Annotated in this window: 15 protein-coding genes; 11 read left to right on the top strand and 4 right to left on the bottom strand. The window is 38.4% G+C overall.

The genetic code is table 11. From position 1 onward, the window contains the following. Positions 1–37 precede the first annotated feature (37 nt). The 10 genes from ACFSR3_RS04900 to ACFSR3_RS04855 all read left to right on the top strand — a co-directional run bounded on the left by ACFSR3_RS04900 (position 38) and on the right by ACFSR3_RS04855 (position 15,820). Positions 38–3,058: a tetratricopeptide repeat protein gene (locus ACFSR3_RS04900; protein ID WP_379819968.1), complete on the top strand. Its 3,021-nt coding sequence runs from the start codon at positions 38–40 to the stop codon at positions 3,056–3,058. A gap of 9 nt (positions 3,059–3,067) precedes the next feature. Then, positions 3,068–4,834: a TonB-dependent receptor gene (locus tag ACFSR3_RS04895; RefSeq protein WP_379819967.1), complete on the top strand. Its 1,767-nt coding sequence runs from the start codon at positions 3,068–3,070 to the stop codon at positions 4,832–4,834. 87 nt (positions 4,835–4,921) lie between these two features. After that, positions 4,922–5,374 (top strand): hypothetical protein, encoded by a 453-nt coding sequence (locus ACFSR3_RS04890; RefSeq protein ID WP_379819966.1) that lies wholly within the window; start codon positions 4,922–4,924, stop codon positions 5,372–5,374. A gap of 224 nt (positions 5,375–5,598) precedes the next feature. After that, entirely contained in the window at positions 5,599–7,215 is a 1,617-nt protein-coding gene (gene asnB, locus ACFSR3_RS04885) for an asparagine synthase B (RefSeq protein ID WP_379819965.1), read from the top strand. A gap of 230 nt (positions 7,216–7,445) precedes the next feature. Then, positions 7,446–9,386 (top strand): DNA topoisomerase (ATP-hydrolyzing) subunit B, encoded by a 1,941-nt coding sequence (gene gyrB, locus ACFSR3_RS04880; protein ID WP_379819964.1) that lies wholly within the window; start codon positions 7,446–7,448, stop codon positions 9,384–9,386. A 231-nt stretch (positions 9,387–9,617) separates the two neighbouring features. Continuing rightward, a complete protein-coding gene (gene mdh / locus ACFSR3_RS04875) occupies positions 9,618–10,553 on the top strand; it encodes a malate dehydrogenase (protein ID WP_379819963.1) in 936 nt (311 codons plus the stop codon). Positions 10,554–10,694: 141 nt separating this feature from the next. Next, a complete protein-coding gene (gene secDF, locus ACFSR3_RS04870; protein WP_379819962.1) occupies positions 10,695–13,640 on the top strand; it encodes a protein translocase subunit SecDF in 2,946 nt (981 codons plus the stop codon). Positions 13,641–13,802: 162 nt separating this feature from the next. Beyond that, positions 13,803–14,507 carry a MotA/TolQ/ExbB proton channel family protein gene (locus tag ACFSR3_RS04865; protein ID WP_379819961.1) on the top strand — a complete coding sequence of 235 codons (705 nt, stop codon included), beginning with the start codon at positions 13,803–13,805 and terminating at the stop codon, positions 14,505–14,507. Next, complete coding sequence (locus tag ACFSR3_RS04860) at positions 14,507–14,899, top strand: ExbD/TolR family protein (protein WP_169522137.1); 393 nt, start codon at positions 14,507–14,509, stop codon at positions 14,897–14,899. Before ACFSR3_RS04865 ends, ACFSR3_RS04860 begins: the two co-directional genes overlap by 1 nt. Before the next feature lie 9 nt (positions 14,900–14,908). Then, positions 14,909–15,820, top strand: a complete 912-nt coding sequence (locus ACFSR3_RS04855) for an energy transducer TonB (protein ID WP_114759176.1) — start codon at positions 14,909–14,911, stop codon at positions 15,818–15,820. A gap of 171 nt (positions 15,821–15,991) precedes the next feature. Here ACFSR3_RS04855 and lgt read toward each other — a convergent pair whose 3' ends face one another. From lgt to folE, 4 genes are all read right to left on the bottom strand, one after another. Further along, a complete protein-coding gene (gene lgt / locus ACFSR3_RS04850) occupies positions 15,992–16,936 on the bottom strand; it encodes a prolipoprotein diacylglyceryl transferase (protein WP_379819960.1) in 945 nt (314 codons plus the stop codon). A gap of 67 nt (positions 16,937–17,003) precedes the next feature. Beyond that, positions 17,004–17,255, bottom strand: a complete 252-nt coding sequence (gene yidD / locus ACFSR3_RS04845; protein WP_379819959.1) for a membrane protein insertion efficiency factor YidD — start codon at positions 17,253–17,255, stop codon at positions 17,004–17,006. Between the two features lie 5 nt (positions 17,256–17,260). Further along, positions 17,261–18,742, bottom strand: a complete 1,482-nt coding sequence (gene cysS, locus ACFSR3_RS04840) for a cysteine--tRNA ligase (RefSeq protein ID WP_379819958.1) — start codon at positions 18,740–18,742, stop codon at positions 17,261–17,263. Between the two features lie 39 nt (positions 18,743–18,781). Further along, positions 18,782–19,453 carry a GTP cyclohydrolase I FolE gene (gene folE, locus ACFSR3_RS04835; protein WP_114759180.1) on the bottom strand — a complete coding sequence of 224 codons (672 nt, stop codon included), beginning with the start codon at positions 19,451–19,453 and terminating at the stop codon, positions 18,782–18,784. A gap of 304 nt (positions 19,454–19,757) precedes the next feature. Here folE and ACFSR3_RS04830 point away from each other — a divergent pair. Then, the coding region (locus tag ACFSR3_RS04830; protein WP_379819957.1) for a hypothetical protein at positions 19,758–21,985 on the top strand (2,228 nt) is incomplete at its 3' end.

The raw sequence follows: 21,985 nt of genomic DNA, 5'->3' as shown, positions 1-21,985 counted from the left end.
ATTGATATATTTGGCTTACCTAAAAAACATAACACACATGCATAAACCAAACAGGCTATTCCTATATACTTTACCCTTTTGGGGTTTAAGCCTTTCGGCACAGCAATCATCAATTTATACTAACGAACTCAGGGATTTTGACAGGGCTGTAACACTTTATAATGACAAGCAGTATCAGGCGGCTCAGATTCTTTTCGAAAAAACAAAAACTGAGAACAGGGAAATGGAGGTACAAGCCGACTGTGCTTATTATATTGCTAATTGCGCTATCAGGCTTGATCAGATGAATGCCGATGAGCTAATGGAAAACTTTGTAGAAGATTATCCAACAAGCACAAAGCAAAATCAGGCTTACGTTGAGGTTGCCGGTTACTATTTCAGCCAGGGTAAATACCCTCAGGCACTGGAATGGTATGACAAGGTGGATGAAAGCAACATGAGTGTTACGGACAGGGACAGGTATAACTTCCAAAAAGGTTACAGTTATTTTAGTGCCGGAGATAAGAAACAGGCTGATAAATACCTGAATAAGGTTATTAACTCTAAAGAATACGGTTCTCAGGCTAAGTATTACCTTGGTTTTATGTCATACGAAAGTGATGACTACAAAAAAGCGAATCAGCTTTTTGAGCAGGTAGAGGATAAGGACAAGTACAAAGAAAAGATGTCCTATTTCCAGGCGGATATGAACTTTAAGCTGGGTAACTTCCAAAAAGCGATTGATTTAGGTGTGCCACAGTTACCAAAGTCGGATGCCAATGAAAAGTCTGAACTTAACAAGATAATAGGGGAGAGTTATTTTAACCTTGGTAAATATGACAAGGCGATACCTTACCTTAAAGAATACCACGGCAAAAAAGGCAAGTGGAATAATACCGATTTCTACCAGTTAGGATATGCTTATTATAAACAAGGTGATTATGAAAATGCCATTACCCAGTTCAATAAGATAATTGAAGGTAATGACTTTGTGGCCCAAAATGCATATTATCACTTAGGAGAGAGCTACCTGAAAACAGGAAAGAAACAACAGGCTCTGAATGCTTTTAAAAATGCTTCTGAAATGGAGTATGACGTGAAGATTCAGGAGGATGCATATCTTAATTATGCTAAGTTAAGCTATGAGATTGGTAACCCTTACCAGAGCGTACCTGAAGTATTGGGCTCATTCCTGCAAAAATATCCGGCCACACCATTTAAACAGGAGGTGCAGACGCTGCTTATCAACTCGTATATTACGTCTAAAAACTACAAGGAGGCACTTGCTTTACTTGAAAAGGATAAATCGGCAGTTAACAAGCCCGCTTATCAGAAAGTGACTTTCTATCGTGGACTTGAGCTGTTTACTGATGGTAATTACCAGGAGGCAATGGCAATGTTTAAAAAATCGATAGCCGAGCCGCGTGACGCTAAGATTACTGCCCGTGCAACCTACTGGAAAGCTGAAACAGAGTATGTTCTTGATGGTTTTAATGAAGCATTGATAAGCTACAAGCAATTTGGTGGAAGTGTCAAGGCTAAAAATACGCCGGAGTATAAAAACTATAGTTACAACCTTGCTTATACCTATTTCAAACTGAAAGAGTATGAGAATGCTGCTAAGTATTTTCAGGAGTATGTTTCTTCTGCTGCAGCCAAAGGTGATGCTGTAAGACTTAATGATGCGTATCTGCGTTTAGGTGACAGTAACTTCGTAACGGCTAAATACTGGCCGGCAATGGAGGCTTATAACAAAGCCATCGAGATGAAGGGTATTGATGCTGATTATGCTTTCTTCCAGAAGGGAATAAGTTATGGATTCGTAGCAAGGAATGAGAAGAAAATTGAAGACCTGACTAAATTCGTGTCGACATACCCTAAATCAAAATATGCAGATGATGCATTGTATGAAATAGGAAATACTTATGTTACAGAAAAACAGACCGAAAAAGCAATTGCAGCTTATGACAGGCTTATAAACGAATACAAAGGTAGCTCTTATACTGCGAAAGCGATTATGCGTCAGGCGCTTATTTATTATAATGCAGAGAAAGATGAACAGGCATTGGTTAAATTCAAAAAAGTAGTTGCCGAGTTTCCAAATACGCCTGAGGCTATGGAGGCGGTATCAACAGCGCGTAACATTTATGTAGACAATGGCCGTACTGACGAATATGCTGCCTGGGTTAAAACGCTTGGCTTTGTTGATGTGAGTGATGCCGATTTGGATAATACTGCTTTTGAAGCGGCTGAGAAACAATATTTGCAAAATAATACTAAACAAGCGATCTCTACCCTGAGTAGCTATGTCGCTAAGTTCCCTAACGGAATTTCTGCCCTTAAAGCTAACTTCTATTTGGCACAATCCTATTATGCTGATGGTCTTGAAACGAATTCAATTCCGCACTATGAATTTGTAATCTCTAAGTCAAGAAGCGAATTTACAGAACAGGCACTGGCAAGGTTGTCGCAGATTCATCTGAAGAAGAATGATTGTGCTAAAGCGGTTCCTGTACTTAAGCGACTTGAAACGGAGGCAGATTTTCCTCAGAACGTAACCTTTGCCCAGTCTAATCTGATGAAGTGTTGTTATGATCAGCAGGATTATGCTAATGCAGTTGTATATGCCGATAAAGTATTGGCTAATAACAAAACTGAAGACCGGGTTAAGAGCGATGCTCAGATCATAGTGGCACGTTCGGCTATAAAAACTAATAACGAGCCGAAAGCAAGAGAAGCTTATGCTAAGCTGCAAACAATAGCTAAAGGAGAGCTTGCTGCCGAAGCATTATACTACGATTCTTACTTTAAAAACAAAGACGGAAAATATGAAGCTTCAAACACTGCCGTGCAAAAGCTTTCTAAAGATTATTCAGGCTACAAATATTTTGGTGCCAAAGGCCTTGTTGTAATGGCTAAAAACTTCTACGGACTTAAGGATAGCTTCCAGGCAACATACATACTGGAAAGCGTTATCAAGAATTTTGCTTCCTATGCCGATGTGGTGGCAGAAGCGCAAAAAGAACTTGATGTCATTAAAGCCGAAGAAGCTAAACGTAATTCATCTATCCAAAATTAATTTATAGCCATGAAGATCAGATTTCAATATATAGCCATAATAGCAGCATTTGTCTCGGTAACCGGGGCATACGCACAAAAGAAAGACGAAAATATAGGTACAGAGGTGGTGAATGTGGTTAAGCCATATACACCAACCATATCAGATGCTTTTAAAGTAAAGGAAACACCTATAATTGAAGATGAGGATAATACTCAAAAAGAAACTATTGAGTATAATATATTTTCATTTCCGGTAGCTTCTACGTTCACGCCATCTAAAGGTAAGGCGGCAGGTGTAGACAGGCCTCAGAAAGAGAAACTCTACAGTAACTATGCTACATTAGGTGTAGGTAATTACGGAACTATTAACGCTGAACTTTTTGTTACTGAAAATCTAAATCGTAATGAGTATGTGGGAGGGATGCTTCGCCATTTGTCTTCACAGGGCGGTATAGAAGAGGTAAAGGTTGATGATAAATATTATAATACATCACTGGATCTGACGTATGGTAACCGTCAGAAGGATTTTAGCTGGAATACCGACTTAGGTTTTCAGAACCAGGTGTATAACTGGTATGGATTGCCTACTGACTATGTCAATTTTAATGATTTGGATTTAAATATCAACGGGATTGACCCAAAGCAAACCTATAATTCGTTTTATATAGGTGGAAGGATAGCTGCTGAAGATAGTTTCTTCAGGGATGCATCAATGCAATACAAGCGTTTTTGGGATGCATATGGATCGGCTGAGAATCGTTTCTTTGTTAAGCCTTCACTCGATATTGATGTGATGGATGAAAAGATTAAAGTTGATTTCGTTGCCGACTATGTAGGAGGTACGCTTGCTGATGATACGGAATTCCCAATTGATTACTCACATTTTAATTTAGGTATACAGCCAAGTATCATATATCAAAAAGATGATTTTTCAGCTCAGTTGGGTGCCGGAATATTCTATAGTATGGGTAAGATTGCCGATGATAAAGAAAATAAGTTCTATATCTATCCGCAGGCAAAAGTATCATATAAAGTTGTAGGAGATCTTATGGTAGCATATGCCGGTGCTGAAGGAGCTCTTAAACAAAATTCTTATGCCGATTTTGTGAGCCTGAATCCGTTTATCTCACCAATGCAGATAGTTACGCCAACAAACCAGCAATATGATATCTATGTTGGATTGAAAGGTAAGCTGGCGAATGCGGTTTCATATAACATACGTGGTTCTTATATGAATGAAGATGATAAATCATTGTTTTTAAATTTCAACCCGGGTGTGCTTCCGGGTCCGGGAGCTGATCTTCAGGGATTTCAATACGGGAACTCATTCAGTGTAGTATATGACCAGGTACAAACGATTAGCTTTTTTGGAGAGCTTAAAGCTGATTTCTCTAAAAGTGTAAACTTTGGAATTAATGGTACGTTTAGTAGCTACTCTATGGATACACAGGCTGAAGCCTGGAACCTTCCACAAATTAAAGTGGGTTCAACCCTTGATGTTGATATCACAGCGAAATGGTATGCAGGGCTTAATCTGTTTTTTGTAGGAGACAGGAAAGATCTTGTATTGCCGGGCAATACTTTCGCTGATACGGGAATGGATTATGATACAGAAGTGGTAACACTGAAAAGCTATTTTGACCTTAACGCGCATGTGGGGTACAAATACAGTGAACGCCTTACAGGTTTTATAAAGCTTAATAACATTGCTAATCAGGATTACCAAAGATGGGTAAACTATCCGGTACAGGGATTCCAGGTTCTTGGAGGGGCATCTTATAAATTTGACTTCTAAAAATCATATAAAAACTTAAAATTGAAAGATTTAAAGATTGGGTGTTCTCAATTTTTAAATCTTTCATTCATTTAATCCTTAATCAAATTGACAACTCTTAAACATAAAGTACTTAACTACTATAAACAACAAACGGAAGACCGTATTGATGCTTTTCGTGATATGATAGCCGAACTTACTTCTGATGCCGCTAATGATGCAAAAGGTTCGGCGGGGGATAAGCATGAAACAGCTTTATCTATGATGCATCTGGAACAGGAAAAGCTTAATCACAAGCTGGGTGAATTCATTGCTCAGAAAGGAATACTGGATAAGATAAATCCTGATGCCAAAACTACGAAAGTAGCAGTTGGCAGTCTTGTAAAAGCTAATGCAATGTATCTCTTTGTTAGTGCGGCATTACCAAAGATTACTATTGAGGGTGTTAATATAATTGCGTTATCTCCTCAATCTCCATTAGGTGCAAAACTTATAGGGATGGAAAAAGGATTTGAATTTGAGATAAGCGGAACAAAATATTTGATAGAAGAAATTCAATAGTAAAAAAACCGATGTCAAAGCATCGGTTTTTTTATGATTTGTAACTTCTTTCTGAACAAAACTCTTTACTTGCTAATATATTTATGTATTAAATATGTTTTAAGTTTAAATATGTAAGTTGTATTGTGTTTTGTGTTTTATAATTTAAACTAAAAGTTCAATTTTGTCTTGCTGGTAAGAACTAAAACAGGGCTTTCAGTAAAAATTATAAAACAGTAGAGCTTATGTGTGGAATTTTAGCAATTATCGGTAAAGGAAAAGACGAGCAATTAGTGAAACAGCTTTCAAAGAGAATGTCGCATCGCGGTCCGGATGAGAGTGATCTTCATGTAACAGAAAATGGCCATGTACTAAGTCATGAGCGTTTATCCATTATCGATCTTGCTACAGGTAAGCAACCTATACAGGGAACATCAAAAGCCTGGATGGTGCACAATGGTGAGATATATAACCATCAGAAGCTGCGCGATACTGTATTAAGCCATCATGAATTCAGGACTACCTCAGATTCGGAAGTCATAGTACACCTCTACGAGGAATATGGTTATGAATTTTGCGATATGCTTGATGGCATTTTTGCTTTCGTTGTTATTAATGGAGACGATTATATAGCGGGGCGTGATCCACTTGGTGTAAAGCCACTGTATTATGGTCTTGATGAAAGGGGAAGAATGTATTTTTCTTCCGAAATGAAAGCTATTGCGGACCAGTGTAAAAACTTTTCAACTTTCCCGCCGGGACATTATTATACTGCCAAAACCGGATTTGTAAAATATTATAGGCCGGAATGGGAAGATGCTGCAAAGGCTACTGATGAGGTTGATTATTTTGCTATAAGGAAAACACTGACTCAGGCCGTAGAGAAAAGGTTGATGAGCGATGTGCCAATTGGGGTATTATTATCCGGAGGACTGGATTCGTCGCTAACATCTTCTATAGCTGCACGTTTAATGAAAGATTCGGGACAAAAGCTGCATTCGTTTTCAATCGGACTTAGTTCTGATGCTCCCGATGCTGTTGCTGCACGTCTTGTGGCTGAGTTTTTAGGTACAGAACACCACGAGGTGCATTTTACTATAGAGCAGGGTATTGAAATACTCGATAAGCTGATATGGCATCTTGAAACATACGATGTGACTTCAATCAGGGCGAGTACACCCATGTATTTTTTAAGTAAGGCAATAACCGATAAAGGAATTAAGGTTGTGCTTTCGGGAGAAGGAGCGGATGAGATTTTTGGAGGTTACCTTTATTTCAGAAATGCGCCATCAGCTGCCGATTTCCAGAAGGAAACCATTGAAAGGGTACAGAAGCTGTTTACAGCTGATTTGCTGAGGGCGGATAAGTCGACTATGGCATATGGCCTAGAGGCTCGTGTTCCTTTCTTAGATAAGGCATTCCTTGAATTAGCGATAAAAATTAAACCCGAAGAAAAACAGCCTAAGACTTACGATGGCGTAGAGAAATATATTCTCAGAAAAGCATTTGATACACCTAAGACGCCTTATTTGCCAAACGAGGTATTGTGGAGACAGAAAGAGCAATTCAGTGATGGAGTGGGCTATAGTTGGATTGATACGCTGATTGAATACTGTTCCGAGCAGGTAACCGATGCGGAGCTTGAAGCGGCAGAGGAACGTTTTCCGTACAACACTCCTGCAACTAAGGAGGCCTATTTTTACAGGACCATTTTCCATAAGCATTTCCCACAGGTAAGTGCAGCCCAGACGGTACGTAAATGGATACCAAAGTGGCAGGAAAATACCGACCCAAGCGGACGTGCCAATGCAGCGCACGTTCAGGCTGATACCTGTATAGCACAGGTTAAGATAGAAATATAATTTAGTAGTTTATATTTGAATTTTTAGTTTGTTTGTTTGTAGAAAATGCCCCTTAATGGGGCATTTTTTATGCATTGTTTTTAACACTTTGCTGGCTATTTGCCAAGTGGCTGTTGATTTTAATAAATTGTTGATAACTTACCTCCTAAAAGAGGGGTTTTGATAGCTTTATCCCTCCTGTTTTTATATATTTGTTCGTTAAACTTAAAATTTCGTTAACAGATAGTTTTATGAGTGAGGAAATAAAGAAAAACAATTATTCGGCTGACAGTATTCAGGCCCTTGAGGGGATGGAGCACGTAAGGATGCGTCCTTCCATGTATATAGGTGATGTGGGTACCAGAGGTTTACACCACCTTGTTTACGAGGTTGTAGATAACTCAATTGATGAGGCTCTTGCCGGACATTGTGATACTATTATTGTTGCTATTAATGAAGATAATTCCATAACCGTTGAAGATAACGGTCGTGGTATTCCTGTAGATATACATAAAAAAGAAGGTGTTTCTGCACTTGAGGTTGTAATGACCAAAATTGGTGCCGGTGGTAAGTTCGATAAGGATTCTTATAAGGTTTCCGGAGGTCTTCACGGTGTGGGTGTATCGTGTGTGAATGCACTTTCTGATCACCTGAGGGCTACTGTTTTCAGGGAAGGTAAAGTGTATGAGCAGGAATATGAAAGAGGAAAAGCAATCTATCCTGTAAAACAAATTGGGGAGACGGAGAAAAGAGGTACGACTGTAACTTTTAAGCCGGATTCTACTATTTTTACCCAAACTACCGAGTATTCTTATGATACGCTTGCAGCACGTATGCGTGAGCTTTCGTATCTTAATAAGGGTATTTCAATTACGCTTACTGATAAAAGGGAAAAAGATGATAAAGGTGAATTCCTTAGTGAGACATTCCATTCGCAGGAAGGTCTTAAGGAGTTCGTTAAATTCCTTGATGGTAACCGTGAGCCGATAATTGCTCATGTAATAAGCATGGAGACCGATAAGGGAGAAATTCCTGTTGAGGTTGCGCTTATCTACAATACAAGCTACTCTGAGAATATTTTCTCTTATGTAAACAACATTAATACACATGAGGGTGGTACGCACCTTTCGGGTTTCCGAAGAGGTCTTACAAATACTCTTAAAAAATATGCTGATAACTCAGGACTTCTTGAAAAATTGAAGTTTGAGATATCGGGTGATGACTTCCGTGAAGGACTTACAGCTATTATCTCGGTAAAAGTGGCAGAACCTCAGTTTGAAGGTCAGACTAAGACTAAGCTTGGTAACCGTGAGGTTGTGGCGCCGGTAAGCCAGGCGGTAAGTGAAATGCTTGAGAATTACCTTGAGGAAAATCCTAACGATGCCCGTACAATCGTACAAAAAGTTATTCTTGCGGCTCAGGCACGTCATGCGGCTAAAAAAGCACGTGAGATGGTACAGCGTAAGACTGTAATGGGTGGTGGCGGACTTCCGGGTAAATTGTCTGACTGTTCTGAGCAGGATCCTGCAAAATGTGAAGTATTCCTTGTTGAGGGTGACTCGGCAGGTGGTACTGCGAAACAAGGACGCGACAGGGCTTTTCAGGCTATTCTTCCGTTAAGGGGTAAGATTCTTAATGTGGAGAAGGCAATGCATCATAAAGTGTTCGAAAACGAAGAGATTCGTAATATATTTACAGCTCTTGGTGTGACTATTGGTACACCTGAAGACAGTAAGGCGCTTAACCTTGAAAAACTTCGTTATCATAAAGTGGTTATCATGTGTGATGCCGATGTTGACGGTTCGCACATTTCTACGCTTATCCTTACATTCTTCTTCCGCTTTATGAAAGAGCTTATAGAGAATGGTCACGTATATATTGCTACACCGCCTCTATACATGGTTAAAAAAGGTACGAAGAAAGAATATGCATGGAATGATACCCAACGCGATCAGATAACGGAACGAATGGGTGGTGGGTCTTCTGTACAGCGTTACAAAGGTCTTGGAGAGATGAATGCTGAGCAGCTTTGGGAAACTACGCTGGATCCGGAGCACCGTACGCTTCGTCAGGTTAGCATTGACAGCCTAGCTGAAGCTGATAGGATCTTCTCAATGCTTATGGGGGATGAGGTTCCGCCAAGGAGAGAATTTATTGAAAAGAATGCTGCTTATGCTAAAATTGATGCATAACGGCTTTTCTATACAAACAAACACGCTAAAAAGGACATTCGAATGAATGTCCTTTTTTTATGAATTGGATTATTTTAAAAATAAATTAAAGATAACATGCTTTGGGAGGAATATTTTAGTAAATTGGTAAATCAAAGACAGATGTTGTCAATTTTTTGATGATATGTGTTTTGAACAAGTTCTTTAACCGATTTACAAACAATACAAACTAACCTAATTAAACATTAATTTATGAAAGTTACAATAGTAGGCGCCGGCAATGTAGGCGCTACCTGTGCAGATGTTATCTCTTACAGGGGTATTGCCAGCGAAGTGGTTTTGCTTGATATTAAAGAAGGCTTTGCTGAAGGTAAGGCTATGGATATAATGCAGTGTGCCACAACTACAGGATTTAATACACGCGTTTCCGGAAGTACAAATGATTATTCAAAAACGGCTAATAGCGATGTGGTGGTAATTACATCGGGGATACCCAGAAAACCGGGTATGACCAGAGAAGAGCTTATCGGTATCAATGCCGGTATAGTTAAAACTGTTGCTGAGAATGTTTTACAGCATTCGCCTAATGCGATTATAGTAGTGGTTTCAAATCCTATGGATACAATGACTTATCTTACGCTTAAGGCTACGGGTATTCCTAAAAACAGGATTATTGGTATGGGTGGAGCGTTGGATAGCTCACGCTTTAAGTATTATTTGTCTAAAGCACTGGATAGGCCGTCTAATGATGTTCAGGGTATGGTTATTGGAGGGCACGGCGATACGACTATGATTCCGCTTACCAGGCTTGCTTCATATAATGGAAGTCCGGTATCTGATTTTCTTTCACAGGAGCAGCTTGAAAAAGTTGCAGCAGATACGATGGTTGGTGGAGCTACTTTAACAGGGCTTTTGGGTACTTCTGCGTGGTATGCCCCGGGTGCTTCGGTGGCTTATCTTGTGGATAGTATTCTTAATGATCAGAAGAAGATTATTGCGTGCTCGGTATATCTTGAAGGGGAGTATGGGCAGAGCGATATTTGTATAGGTGTTCCGTGTATTATAGGAAAAAACGGTATTGAAAAAATTGTTGATATTAAGCTTAATGATACTGAAAAAGCATTGTTTGCGAAGAGTGCAGACGCTGTCAGGAGCATGAATGCTGATTTGAAATCGGTACTTGTGTAATGTAAACGTCAATAAAATAAGGAGACTACCATTGGTAGTCTTTTTTTTGCGATATAATTAGTAAATAAATTGGTTAATCTTATCTGAAATTATATATTTGCTCGTTTTAAAAAAATTGGACATAATTAATTTTAACAAATAATGCAGAATAAGGGACTCATTAAGTTTTTCGCAATCGTATTTGCGTTAGTATGTATTTATCAGCTTTCCTTTACATTTGTTTCAAATGGAATTGAGAAAGATGCTAAGGCTCATGCCAATGGCGACTCTGACAAGGAAGTTGCTTATCTTGAATCGATGAAAGATTCAGTAGTGTATCTTGGTTATACATACGATGAAGTAAGAAACAAACAAATCAACAAAGGTCTTGACCTTGAAGGTGGAATTAACGTAATGCTTGAGATATCAGTAAAAGATATCGTTAAAGGTCTTGCTAACAATTCTAAAAACCCTGTTTTCAACAAAGCTCTTGATGAGGCTAAGAAAAACAGACAAGGTAACCAGGACTATCTTGACGCTTTCTTCGTTGCGTTTGATAAAGAGTCTAATGGTACTGTAAAACTTGCTTCGCCGGAATTATTCACTAACAGAATAATGGGTGAGGCTGTTAATACAAAAATGACTGATGATCAGGTTAAGGCTGTTATCAGAAAAAAAGTAAGCGAGTCTATTGACAGTGCTTTCGGTGTATTAACTGAGCGTATCGACAAATTTGGTGTTGTTCAGCCAAACATTCAAAAACTTGGTGAATCAGGACGTATCATGGTAGAATTACCGGGTGCTAAAGATATTGACCGTGTTAAAAAACTATTACAGAGTACTGCTCAGCTTGAGTTCTGGGAAGCTTACAAAGTAAACGATCTTCAGGGCTTCCTTATGGGTGCTAATGAAGTGCTTAAGAAAACTGAAAAAGATGTGAAAGTTGCTGAAACAGCTACTGCTTCTCCAACAGATACACTTCTTACAAATAAAGCAAAAGATTCAGCGGCTGCTCCTGTTAAAGGTGCTAACCCACTATTCGAAAAACTTACACCGGGTCAGGGTGGTCCGATAATCGGTATCGCTTCTGTGAAAGATACTGCTAAGATCAACTCTTGGTTAAAAAGAGCAGATATCCGTGGACTTCTTTCTGCTGACCAGCGTTATGCACGTTTTGCATGGGGTAAAGAAGATGTTAGAAAATCAAAAGGTGTTCTTGAACTTTACTGTCTTAAAACAAACAGAGAAGGTATTCCTGATCTTGCAGGTAACGTAATTACAGGTGCTAATGCAGCATTTGACCAAATGGGTAAACCGTCTGTAGAAATGCAGATGAACAACCGTGGTGCTCAGGTTTGGGAAGAAATGACAGGTAAAGCATACAGAGAACAAGGTTTTATTGCTATCGTTCTTGATAATGTTGTTTATTCTGCTCCAGGTGTAACTTCAGGTCCAATTGCAGGTGGTAATTCTCAAATTTCAGGTGCATTTGACGTAACTGAAACAAAAGACTTAGCTAATATCCTTAGAGCTGGTAAACTTCCTGCTTCTGCTGATATCGTTCAGTCTGAAGTTGTAGGTCCGTCACTTGGTCAGGAAGCTATTGATAATGGTATTATCTCGTCTATTGCAGGTTTATTACTTGTATCTCTTTGGATGGTTGTTTATTATGGTAAAGCAGGTTGGTTTGCTAATGCTGCACTTGTTGTAAACGTATTGTTCTTATTTGGTATGCTTGCAAGCTTAGGTGCTGTACTTACATTACCTGGTATCGCTGGTATCGTACTAACAATTGGTACTGCGGTGGATGCTAACATCATTATATACGAGCGAGCAAAAGAGGAGCTACGTCACGGTAAATCGCTTGATGAGGCAGTTAAGATCTCTTATAGCTGGAGAGGTGCTATGTCATCTATCACAGATGCGAACGTAACGCACGTACTTACAGGTCTTGTGCTATTGATTTTTGGTACAGGTCCGGTTAAAGGTTTCGCTACAACACTACTTTTAGGTATATTCACTTCACTATTTACATCGCTTTTCATTACAAGATTATTCCTTGACTGGAGTATCAGAAAAGGTGGTGAACTTACATTTGTAACCGGTCTTTCTAAAAACTGGTTTACTAACTTCCATTTTGATTTCCTTGGAGCTAAGAAGTTTACTTATATCTTCTCTTCAATTGTTGTGATTGTAAGCTGTGTGTCTTTCTATGTAAATGGACTTGATCAGGGTATCGACTTCGTTGGAGGTAGAACATTCCAGGTGAAGTTTGAGAAGCCGGTAGTTGCAGATGATATTAAAGCTGATCTTGATAATGTATTCCACCAAGGAGTTGATGTTAAGGTATTTGGTAATAATTCTCAGCTAAGAATTACAACTAAATATAAAGTTGAAGAAAATACAGTAGAGGCTGATACAGAAGTAAACAAAATGCTTTTTGAGTCTCTTAAGAAAAACTATTCTAATATTACTTACGAGCAATTCGTAAATACTTATGAGGGTAAACAAGTTGGTATTCTTTCTGCTTCTAAAGTAAGTGGTGTAGTTGCTGACGATATCAAGGCTAACTCTGTATGGGCAGTTCTTGGTGCTATGGCTATCGTATTTATTTACCTAATGGTAAGTTTCAGAAAATGGCAGTATTCACTTGGTGCTATCGCAGCAGTTGCTCACGACGTTATCTTCGTATTGGGTATCTACTCGCTTTGCTACAAATTCATGCCTTTCCATATGGAAATGGATCAGCACTTTATCGCTGCTATCCTTACGGTTATCGGTTACTCGATGAATGATACGGTAATTGTATTTGACAGGGTAAGGGAATACCTTACAGGTAAAGAAAAAGGTAGCTTTAAAGATATCGTAAATGCTTCTGTTAATACTACTATGTCAAGAACGATCAATACATCATTAACAATGGTTCTTGTATTAGGTATCATGTTCATCTTTGGAGGTGATTCTATAAGAGGTTTCATCTTCGCGATGCTTATCGGTATCGTAGTAGGTACATATTCTTCACTATTTATCGCAACTCCGGTACTTGTTGATTCAATGCCGAAGAAAGATAAAGACCTGATTGTGAAACAACATAACGAAGAGGCTTAATATTCTTTGTTAAATTATACTAAAACCTGTCTGTGAAAATGGACAGGTTTTTTTTATTTTGCTTTTGTGCATACGTAAAAAAGCATATATTCGTTATCATTTATAAATAAATACTATTGCCTTTAGGCAAATTACCTTTTCAAAGAAAACCTTTATCAGAACATGACAAATCTAATTTTCTTACTTCAGGACACTCTGGCTGTGGCAAAAGATGCTCCTGTTGATGCGGCTGCTGCAGCTACTCAGGATCAATCAATCAATTTCTTTTCGATGTTAATGAAAGGTGGGGTGATGGTATGGCCAATTCTGGCTTTATTGTTCTTTACACTTTACGTTATTATTGAAAGAGCATTATATATCAGTAAACATAGTAAGGAAGATGCCGGACTTATAAATGATGTTCGTTTTCAGCTTAATTCGGGCAAGATTGAAGCGGCACAAATTACTGCCAGTAAAGCAGGTACTGCTTATGGAAATATCCTTGAAAGTGGGATTGCCCTGGTGGGAAGGCCTTTGAGTGAAATTGAAGGTATGATGGAAAAGACGACCAATGTTGAAATTGGACTTATGGAAAAGAAACTAGGCTGGTTAGGTCTTGTTTCCGGTATTGCACCTATTTTGGGTTTCATTGGAACTATTTCCGGTGTAATCAAAATTTTCTATACGATTTCTATTACTGAGAATATTAGTATTGGAAGTATATCAGGAGGTCTTTATGAAAAAATGATCAGTTCTGGTTTAGGGCTTATTGTGGGTGTTGTCGCTTATTCAGGATACCACTTTTTTAATATACTTATCGATGGATTTGCACTGAAAGTTCAAAAACAGGTTATTCAGTTTGTTAATGTAATTACAACAGGTAAATAATGAGAGTAAGGAGAAATAAACGTTTTCATGCTGAGATCGCAGCTTCTGCGCTCAGTGATATCATGTTCTTTCTACTGTTGTTCTTCCTGATTATATCTACTTTGGCAAACCCGAATGTTATCGATTTAATGTTACCTAAAGCAGATTCTAACAAAACAACAGATAAAGCACATATTACTATTTCTGTAAATGCTGACAAGCAGTATTTTATAGATAAGCAACAGGTGCCTTTTGAAGAGCTTGAGTCTACGCTAATGTCAAGGATAGCGGGAAGTGGGGATAACGTTGTTATTGTGAGACTTCCTAAGGATCTTCAGGTTCAGGATATGGTAGATATATTACAGATTGGGCAGAAGAACAAACTGAAATTTTCTATTGCTACAACAAAATAAAGAGGTATAATGGCTTTTACAATGACAGGAGAGGAAAAGAAATCACTGGCGATTACTACGGTAATATTTGTGCTGGCGGCTCTTTTTTTATTCCTATTTAAATATACGCAGAAAGACGACCTTATCGACCTCGCCGAGCTTGAAGGTGGTGGTGGAGGAGGAGGTGTTACTGTTAACTTTGGTGATAGTGATGTAGGTTCAGGTGCTGACTTTAGAAGTGAAGTCCTTGAAGTTACAGAGAGGGTAAAACAGGCTCCCACTCCCGTTCAGGCTGATGAAGAAGAAGTCGTAGCCAGTGATCTTGACGATGCTCCGGCGGTAGTGAAAACAAAGCCTGTGGAGAAAAAGGATCCTAAAAAGGTAGAGACGAAACCGGTTTCGGTTAAAGCGCCACCACATCCTTCTAAAACTACTTCTGATGCACTTGCGAACATCCTTAATGGTAACAATAAAGGGGGAGATGGAGACGATGGTGTTGCCGGAAACAAGGGTAAGCTCGGAGGAGATAAAAACTCAGGTAGTTACTACGGTGATGGCGGTAGCGGAGGAGGTACCGGTGGTGGAAATGGTTCCGGTAACGGAACAGGAACCGGACCGGGCTCAGGAAGCGGAAGTGGAGGAGGAAGCGGTGCAGGTCGTGGAACAGGTGTGGGGAACTACAGACTTTCAGGACGTAAAAATTTAAATACTCCAAAGCCACAATACAGATGTAATGAAGAAGGTACTGTGGTTGTTCAGATTACTGTAAACAGAGCCGGTAAGGTTATTAAGGCTGAAAGGGGCAGGGGAACGACTAATGCGGCGCAATGTCTTTTTGAGCAGGCAAAATCAGCTGCTTTCGATACTAAGTTTGATAGTAGTGATTCTGCTCCCGAAACACAGGTTGGAACTATAGTCTATAATTTTAAGCTGACAGATTAATATTATAATATATTCAGAAAAACAAATAAGCCACGCACTGCGTGGCTTATTTGTTTTAAGACTAAAATGGTTGGTTTTACTGAGATAACACTTATACAAGGATTATCCATATTTGTTGTTCGAAAAGGGCTTCGAAAAAGCATAAAAAAACCGCCCTAAGGCGGTATCTATTTATAAAGTTTCTTGTCTGTTTTTTGCAGTAAATACCAGATAGATTCCTGCAATTATGAAAGGTATGCTCAACCACTGACCTGTTAGAAGACCTCCGGGAAGAACGCTTTCAAAACCTCCCTGGCTTTCTTTTACATACTCTACAAGGAAGCGTACTGTCCATAATAAAATAAGGAAAACTCCAAAGATAAGACCGTGCTTTTTGCGTGCGTCTGTCTTCCAGTACATGAAATAAACTATAGCAAACACAAAAATATAACCAAATGCTTCATATAGTTGTGCCGGATGTCTGTAGGGTATCGTAGCTAATATGTCTGCAAACTTAGGGTTGCGTTCGACTGCATCATATGCGGCGTTATAATCCAACATTTTTGTTTTGGCAATAATTTCATTTTTACCAAGCGTTTCTTCTCCTCTGATAAATCTTATGGCTGTTGGCAGGTCAGCAGAGGTTGGTTTGCCTAATATTTCGCTGTTGAAGAAGTTTCCAAGTCTAACGAAAATTCCACCGCTGGTTACAGGGATTACAACTCTGTCTAACATCCATAACAGAGGACGGTGAATAATTTTTTTGCTGTACCAATACATGGCAAGGATGATGGCTATGGCAGCTCCGTGGCTTGCAAGTCCTGCAAATCCGGTAAATTCAAACTCGGGACTGAATCTGAATGGTAAAAGTATTTCTGCAGGATGCTGGCTAAAATAATCCCAGTCATAAAAAAAGACATGTCCAAGTCTTGCTCCTAAAAGTGTTGCGATTAAGGTGTATATGAAGAGCTTGTCCAGTTTTTCTGCAGATTCACCTTCACGGTCATATATTTTTTTCATTAAGAACCATCCTAGTCCAAAGGCTATTACGAAACCAAGGCTGTAATAACGAAGCGTTATTGGGCCTAAGCTAAATCCTTCAGGCTGGTTCCATACAATGCTTAAGCTGTGTATCATGTATTGTCTGTATTAGTTGGCGTAAATTTAAACAAATGTGTAGGTCTTACAAATGTAAATAGGTTAATTAATGTTTGTGGCGGCATTTTTTTTCAGGCACGGGGTCATAACCTGATCCTCCCCAGGGATTACAACTTAAAATTCGTTTAATGCTTAGCCAGCTCCCTTTAATAAGACCATGCAATTGCAATGCTTCAATTGTGTATTGTGAGCAAGTCGGAGAGTACCTGCATGCCGCAGGGAGTACCGGAGATATAGCGATCTGATAAAAGCGTACCAGCGCTATAAAAGGTGCTGTGAGTAAGCTTTTTAGTTTCAAAGCAATTAGTTTACAGAAAAAGTTGTACCTTCTTTAGTGTCTTTAAGTTCAATGCCTAATTCGGTAAGCCTGTTTCTTATTTGATCTGACAAAGCAAAGTCTTTATTTGCTCTGGCTTCATTTCTCATTGTAATGAGCATATTTACGACACCTTCAAGCTTATCATTTCCTGTTTCTTCAGCAACTTCATTTTTAAGCCCCAAGACGTCGAAAACAAAAGCATTCAAAGTTTTAGATAATAATTCAATATCTTGTGAATTAATGGTTTCCTTTTCTTCCTTTAGAAGATTGATGTATTTAACAGCTTCGAATAACTGGGCTATAAGTATTGGGCTGTTGAAATCATCATTCATTGCATCATAGCAAGATTGTTTCCATGAAACAATATCGATACTTGAAGCTGATGAATGTTTAATCTGCTTTAGGTTATCTAGTGCATCCATTAATCGGTTAAAACCTTTTTCGGCAGCAATAATCGCATCGTTTGAAAAATCAAGTACACTTCTGTAATGTGCCTGTAACATAAAAAATCTTGTAACAGAAGGGCTGAATGGCTTACTTAGCTTGTCATTATTTCCAGAAAATATTTCTCTAGGAAGAATATTATTTCCAGTAGATTTTGACATTTTTTTACCGTTAAGAGTAAGCATATTAGCATGCATCCAATAATTTACAGGCGATTGTCCCGTGCAAGCTTCATTTTGAGCAATTTCACATTCGTGATGAGGAAATTTAAGATCCATGCCTCCTCCGTGTATGTCAAAATGATTACCCAGGTACTTAGTGCTCATTGCTGTACATTCTAAATGCCAGCCAGGAAAACCATCTCCCCAAGGAGAAGGCCATCGCATAATATGTTGCGGTTCGGCTTTTTTCCAAAGAGCAAAGTCCTGAGGATTTCTTTTTTCATCTTGGCCACTCAAATCTCGAGTGTTGGAAATCATGTCTTCAAGATTTCGGCCACTTAATTTACCATAATCATGGGTTTCATTAAATTTTACCACATCGAAATAAACTGATCCGTTGGATACATAAGCGTAGCCATTAGCTAAAATTTGTTTAATGGTTTCTATTTGCTCTATAATATGTCCTGTAGCAGTAGGCTCAATGCTTGGTGGCTGATTGTTGAAGAGTTCTAATATTTGGTGGAAATCAACAGAGTATTGCTGTACAATTTCCATTGGTTCTAACTTTTCAAGGCGTGCTTTTTTTGCGATTTTATCCTCTCCTTCATCAGCATCGTCTTCAATATGGCCAACATCAGTTATGTTTCGGACGTATCTTACCTTGTATCCCAAGTGTTTTAGATATCTGAAAACCAAATCAAATGATATAAAGGTTCTACAATTCCCTAAGTGAACATTGCTGTAAACGGTGGGGCCACATACATACATCCCTACTGATCCTTCGTGAAGAGGAGTAAATGTTTCTTTTTCACCACTTAGTGAATTGTATAATTTTAATTTTTGATTTAGATATAACTGCATAGTTTTAGTTTTGCCTAATTGGTTTTGTTTTTAAAGATATTAAAACTGTGTGTCCAGTTTAATGTAATCTAAAAATTCTCGTCTCACATTTTCATCTTTGAACTTACCGCCAAATTCAGATGTTACCGTACTGCTTTCAATATCTCTTATTCCACGAGAATTTACACAAAGGTGTTTTGCGTCAATTACACAAGCAACATCCTCGGTATTAAGTACTCTTTTTAATTCCTGTACAATTTGAATTGTTAGCCTTTCCTGAACTTGTGGTCTTTTTGCAAAATAATCGACAATTCTATTCATTTTTGAAAGTCCAACAACGGTCCCGTTGGAAATGTATGCTACATGCGCTCGGCCTACTATGGGTAAGAGGTGGTGCTCGCAGGTTGAATAAACCGTAATATTCTTTTCAACAAGCATTTCTCCATACTTGTATTTATTTTCAAATGTTGATGAACCAGGTTTTTTTGCAGGATTCAGTCCTCCGAATATTTCTTTTACAAACATTTTAGCAACACGATTAGGTGTTCCTTTGATGCTGTCATCCGTAAGGTCCATGCCTAGGGTGTGAAGTATGTTTTCAACATCAGCTTTTATAGATGCGATTTTTTCATCATCACTAAGTTCAAAAGCATTGTCTCTTAAAGGGGTTTGTGCATTTGTTGCAATATGGTTATCTCCAATTTCGTCTTTAAAATCTTCGTTGTGAGTCATTAATTCTATGTTTATAATAGGGATATGATAGTTTCAGTGTGCAAAGATAACTATAAAAGTTGATTTTAAATTATTTGGATAATTTCTATTGTTTCAATAAATAAAGGAAAAGATACTAAAAATAAGAACTGTAGGAATTAATTGAAGTCGGTTTTTTAAAAATCCAAAAAAATAAAAAAATATAACTTTTTTTTATCAGTAAGGTAGGGTAAGAGTCGGTTTGGCTGTTATACTAAAAAAATAAAACTTTTTTGTTTTTTTTGAATCAAATTTGTGTAATTTTCGCGTTTCTAAAATTAGCCTAATGAATAAAAAGTACCTATTATTACTAATCTTTAGCCTTTTGGGGTTAAGCATGTTTCCTCAACAGGGGCCTGCGGTTCCTTATGTAACGGCTGTTTCTGGTATTCCTATTTGTAATCCGGGAGAATGTACAGAGCTTTCAACACTTTACTTCGATACAGGTGGTACAACCTCTTATGATGTCATACCAATTCCCTACAATCCACCGGCAAGTTTTTCGAATAGTATTTCTGGTTCCGTGCCTTTACAGGCTAATCAAGATGATTATTGGTCTAATATTATTAACCTTACACAACCAGGAACTCCAACATTTAAGTTCTGTTTTTTTGGTAATGTATATGAGAATTTACTTTTAAGTACTAACGGCGTCGTTACATTTAGTATCGCTCAAGGCGTAACTCCAGGAGGTTTATATTCACCTGCTACGCCAAGTACTTGGGTAATGAATGGTACTCAGATTCCAGTAAACCCTGGTGGTCAGAATGCTCCTTTTTTAAATTCTATTTTTGGTGTTTTTCAGGATACTAATCCTCTTGCTACTGGTACGCCTAATGATATGGCTATGAACTATAGAATTTCGGGAACTGCTCCTAATAGGATGTTTATATTAAATTTATACAATCTGAATCAATTTAGTTGTAATAATAACCTTCCTCCTCAAATTAGTCAGATGGTTTTATATGAAACTACAAATGTTATAGAGGTATATATAGGTCAAAGAACTCCTTGTATGCAATGGAATGGAGGGTATGGTGTAGTTGGTGTTCAGAATAGTACAGGTACAGTTGCTTATTTCCCTCCTACCAGAAATGTAGGTACTTGGTCCGCAAGTAATGAAGGTTGGCGTTTCAAACCGAGTGGACCAAGTGTAGTAACAATCGATTGGTTTGAAGGTCCCACTGCATCGGGAACAGCTATAGGTACAGGTCCAACTATTAATGTTTGTCCTGATAATTTAACAACTTATACCGCAAGAGCAAGTTATTTAATGTGTGATGGTACTAATGTTGTTGTAACTGATCAAATTGATGTTAATATAGGTGAAGATCTTCCTTTGAATGTTCAAGATATAACTTTATGTGGTGAAGCTCCTTTCACTATAAATTTAAATGATGTTAATGATGATGTTCTTAATGGTTTAGATCCAAATTTGTATGAATTAAGTGTGTTTGAAAGCCAGTTTTTACAGGAGGAAGGATATGGAGCATATACTACTGCTCAACTACAAAATTTTCAAGTAAATGCAGGTGAAGAAAAAACTATTTATGGTAGGATTCAAAATTTTGATACAGATTGTTTAACATTTTTTCAATATGTTGTTAAAGCTGGTGCGCAACCTGAAGTTACTCAGCCTGCTGATATGCAAGTGTGTGATTCAGGGAATGATAGTGTTGAAATTTTCGACTTAACGAGTAATGATGCTCAAATTTTAGACGGGCAGGATCCTGCTGATTTTAATGTAACTTATCATACTACTTCAGGTGGTGCAGATATTGAGGATAGTTCAATCGCTGATCCTACTGCTTTTAGCTCTGGAGATACAACCATATATGCCCGCGTTACTAATGTAGATAATGCAGATTGTTTTAATGTGACTTCTTTTGATTTAATAGTAACTCCTATACCTCAGGTTGTTGTGCCTGCAGATGGATTTGCTTGTAGTGATGTAGGTTATATTCTTCCTAATCTTTCCGTAGGGAATTATTATACTCAATCAGGAGGTTTAGGGACACAATTAGCGCAAGCATCAATTCTAACAAATTCACAAACCGTTTATGTATATGCAGAATCTGCAACTACTCCGAATAATTGTTTTACAGAGGGTAGCTTCTACGTAACAATTTACCCTACTCCGGTAGTAGAAGACAGAGCAGACCTTCAGGCATGTGATGCTTACGAACTAACAGCGCTGACAACAGGTAACTACTACACTGGTGCAGGAGGAACAGGTACACAGTTAAATGCGGGTGATTTTATTACGACAAGCCAGACGATATACATCTATGCCGTAACTGGAGATGCTACTACGGTATGTTCAGATGAGTCAGACTTTGTAGTAACGATAAACAGTGCCCCAACAGTTTCCCCGGCCACCCCATTAGAGGAGTGTGCGGACAACTTTGACGGTTATGCTTATTTTGATCTTACCCCGGCAGGAGTAGAGATATTAAACGGCCAGAGCGGTCTTACGATCACCTACCACAGCACGCAGGCAGCCGCAGAGTTTGG

It is taken from the genome of Flavobacterium suzhouense, from assembly GCF_042684765.1.
Taxonomy (GTDB): Bacteria; Bacteroidota; Bacteroidia; order Flavobacteriales; family Flavobacteriaceae; genus Flavobacterium; species Flavobacterium suzhouense.
The sequence above is the reverse complement of the archived record's forward strand: the minus strand, read 5'-3'. Positions and strand labels throughout refer to the sequence as shown.

What these genes read in the sequence shown, in the direction of transcription:
- ACFSR3_RS04900 (WP_379819968.1), top strand. Translation starts at nt 38, where the DNA reads ATGCATAAACCAAACAGGCTATTCCTATATACTTTACCCTTTTGGGGT.
- ACFSR3_RS04895 (WP_379819967.1), top strand. Translation starts at nt 3,068, where the DNA reads ATGAAGATCAGATTTCAATATATAGCCATAATAGCAGCATTTGTCTCG.
- asnB (WP_379819965.1), top strand. Translation starts at nt 5,599, where the DNA reads ATGTGTGGAATTTTAGCAATTATCGGTAAAGGAAAAGACGAGCAATTA.
- gyrB (WP_379819964.1), top strand. Translation starts at nt 7,446, where the DNA reads ATGAGTGAGGAAATAAAGAAAAACAATTATTCGGCTGACAGTATTCAG.
- mdh (WP_379819963.1), top strand. Translation starts at nt 9,618, where the DNA reads ATGAAAGTTACAATAGTAGGCGCCGGCAATGTAGGCGCTACCTGTGCA.
- secDF (WP_379819962.1), top strand. Translation starts at nt 10,695, where the DNA reads ATGCAGAATAAGGGACTCATTAAGTTTTTCGCAATCGTATTTGCGTTA.
- ACFSR3_RS04865 (WP_379819961.1), top strand. Translation starts at nt 13,803, where the DNA reads ATGACAAATCTAATTTTCTTACTTCAGGACACTCTGGCTGTGGCAAAA.
- ACFSR3_RS04860 (WP_169522137.1), top strand. Translation starts at nt 14,507, where the DNA reads ATGAGAGTAAGGAGAAATAAACGTTTTCATGCTGAGATCGCAGCTTCT.
- ACFSR3_RS04855 (WP_114759176.1), top strand. Translation starts at nt 14,909, where the DNA reads ATGGCTTTTACAATGACAGGAGAGGAAAAGAAATCACTGGCGATTACT.
- lgt (WP_379819960.1), bottom strand. Translation starts at nt 16,936, where the DNA reads ATGATACACAGCTTAAGCATTGTATGGAACCAGCCTGAAGGATTTAGC.
- cysS (WP_379819958.1), bottom strand. Translation starts at nt 18,742, where the DNA reads ATGCAGTTATATCTAAATCAAAAATTAAAATTATACAATTCACTAAGT.
- folE (WP_114759180.1), bottom strand. Translation starts at nt 19,453, where the DNA reads ATGACTCACAACGAAGATTTTAAAGACGAAATTGGAGATAACCATATT.